Raw genomic sequence first — 2,665 nt, forward strand, 5'->3', positions numbered from 1 at the left:
GAGGTTCAGGTTTTCAGTCCACAGGGTCGCGGCAAGGCCGTACCTTGTGTTGTTGGCGATTTCGACCGCCTCGGACGGTGTGCGGAATGTCGTCGCGGCAAGGACAGGGCCAAAAATTTCCTCCCGTGCCAGTACATCATCGTGATCTTTAAGATTAATAACTGTTGGCTCAACAAATATACCCTCATGACTTTTTCCGCCAAGATAAATAGCTTCCGATTGAGCCTTTTCAAGATATCCACACACCTTGTTAAAATGTGCCTTTGAAATCAAAGACCCTATACGAGTTTCAGGGTCAAGAGGATCGCCAACATTCCAATGACGTGTATGAATTGCGACCCGGGAAAGCAGTTCTTCTTTTACATCACGGTGAACAATCAACCGTGATATAGCCGAACAATTTTCCCCCATATTCCAAAAAGCACCGTTAACGACATGCTCTGCGATCCTATCCAGATTTTCTGCATCATCCATCACAATACAAGGGTTCTTCCCCCCCATTTCCAGAACAACTTCTTTCACATTTGATTCAGCAGAATAAGTCAGAAAGCGTTTACCCGTCTGTGTTGATCCAGTGAACGAGATCATATCAACATCCATATGTCGCCCTAACGGCTCACCAACCTCAACGCCACTACCCGGGACAATATTCAATACCCCCTTTGGCAAACCGGCAGCGGTTGCCAATTCAGCAAGATAAAGTGCTGTCAATGTTGTTTCTTCGGCAGGCTTAACAACAACAGAACAACCCGCAGCTAACGCAGGGCCAATTTTCCAGGCGAGCATCAGAAGCGGAAAATTCCATGGCAACACCAAACCAACAACCCCGATAGGTTCACGAACCACCATGGCAAGATGATCATCTGATGCAGGGGCTACCTGATCATATATCTTATCGATTGCTTCAGCATGCCATTTAATACACTGCACGGTTTCCGGAATATCAACTGTTTCACAGTCATAGATACTTTTCCCGCTATCCAGACTTTCCATCACAGCGAGTTCACGCGCATTTCTGGATAAGAGGATGGACAAACGGATCAGGATTTCCTTGCGATCCGATGGTGACATTCGAGACCATCTGCCGTCGTCAAATGCTTCACGTGCTTTCGAGACAGCAAAATCAACATCCTCTTTATCACAAGCAGAAACTTCACCTAAAACCTCGCCCGTCGCCGGGTTTATTGTCTGAAATCTATTTCCAGAAATAGCCGGCCTAAATCCACCATCGATATAAGCATTACACGGCAAAGTCAGGTTTGAAGCGATTGATTTATACTCTTCTGTCGTTAACAGGTTCATGGATTAGTCCTCTGCCTGAATTTTTGCGATAGTTATTTTCAGCACCTGAATAACCTTTTCCAAGGTGCGCTTATCATCCTTGTTCAATCCTTTAAGGGGGGGACGCATCGGCCCAGAATCAATCCCATCAAGGGTTACGCCGTGCTTTACACATTGAATAAATTTACCGCCCTGTTCCAGAACCCGCATCAGCGGCATCATGGCGGACATAATGCGCCGCCCTTTATCAAAATTCCCTTCCACAGCGCAGGCCTGATACAATGCAATATGTTCATCCGGCAGGAAATTTGACCCCGCACAAACCCAGCTTCTTGATCCCCAAGCGAAAAATTCCAGTGCCTGATCATCCATACCACACGCCATTTGTATATGCGGATAGTCGCGCGCCAGCAGGTGTACACGGTTAATATCCCCCGAACTTTCTTTGATCGCGCAAACATTCCGAGATCGCCCAACACGGTCGAGGAACTCTTCCCCCATATGGACACCCATTCGTCCCGGATAATTATAGAGCATGATCGGCAGGTCAGCGACCTTATCTATCGCAAGAACATTGAGTGCATTCTCACGCTCTGTAGGAACGGAATAGGGCGGCGTCGCAACTAAAATAGCATCAGCCCCCATTTCTTTAGCCCCTGATGCAAGAGCAATAGAGTCTGGTGTCATCATGGCACCCGTTCCCACAATTAAAGGTAAGCGCCCCTTTATTTGCTTTTTGGTAAAGCGTGCAATTTCAAGTCGTTCATTGACATCTTGCGCATAGTTCTCACCGGTTGATCCACCTGAGATAAGCCCATGCACACCCTTCGCAATCAAGTTTTCGATAACCTCAGACATGGCATCATAATTCACACGTCCGTCCGGATAGAGAGGCGTTACGAGTGGTGTGTATATACCCTCAAACTGCATAATCGGGGTCATTGCATCCTCACATGTATTTTAAGAAAATGTGCCAAGTGGTATATCTAACTGACCAGGCATCACAAAAAGTTCTATTTGATGGCGAGAAAGGTTCCAGTGATCAGTCGCCAGCTCAGCTGCAGAGGCTTCGTCTCTGTTTTCAATCGCGGAAATAATAGCGTCGTGCTGATCACTAGCCGCCGTCAGGTTCTCAACCATTTTATGATCTTGCGGTCGATAAAAGGTCATCCCAATGCGGGCATGGTCAATCAACAAACGATTAAAGCTCGGCTTGAGGTATATGTTATCAGCCATTTCACCGGTAATCTCGTGAAAGCGGTTATTAGACAAAGCCCTGTCAGCACTTGATCCGCTGCGCAAGGCCCCTCGGAACTGTTCCTGTGCCTCTTTTAATTTTTCAATTTGATCTGCTAAGGCAGTACGGGCTGCCAAGCGCATCACA

At 47.1% G+C, this 2,665-nt stretch carries 3 protein-coding genes; all 3 read right to left on the minus strand.

The genetic code is table 11. From position 1 onward, the window contains the following. Positions 1 to 1,302, minus strand: a 1,302-nt coding sequence (locus Q0241_RS18355) for an aldehyde dehydrogenase family protein (protein ID WP_299380466.1), incomplete at its 3' end; no start/stop codon positions are given. A gap of 3 nt (positions 1,303 to 1,305) precedes the next feature. Beyond that, complete coding sequence (locus Q0241_RS18360; RefSeq protein ID WP_299380468.1) at positions 1,306 to 2,223, minus strand: dihydrodipicolinate synthase family protein; 918 nt, start codon at positions 2,221 to 2,223, stop codon at positions 1,306 to 1,308. Positions 2,224 to 2,241: 18 nt separating this feature from the next. Beyond that, on the minus strand, positions 2,242 to 2,665 hold a 424-nt coding region (locus tag Q0241_RS18365), incomplete at its 5' end, for an FCD domain-containing protein (protein ID WP_299380470.1).

The sequence above is a fragment of the uncultured Kiloniella sp. genome (assembly GCF_937128705.1).
In the GTDB taxonomy this organism is placed as follows: domain Bacteria; phylum Pseudomonadota; class Alphaproteobacteria; order Kiloniellales; family Kiloniellaceae; genus Kiloniella.

Excerpts from the sequence above, each read along its gene's own strand:
- Q0241_RS18360 (WP_299380468.1), bottom strand. The coding sequence starts at position 2,223 with ATGACCCCGATTATGCAGTTTGAGGGTATATACACACCACTCGTAACG.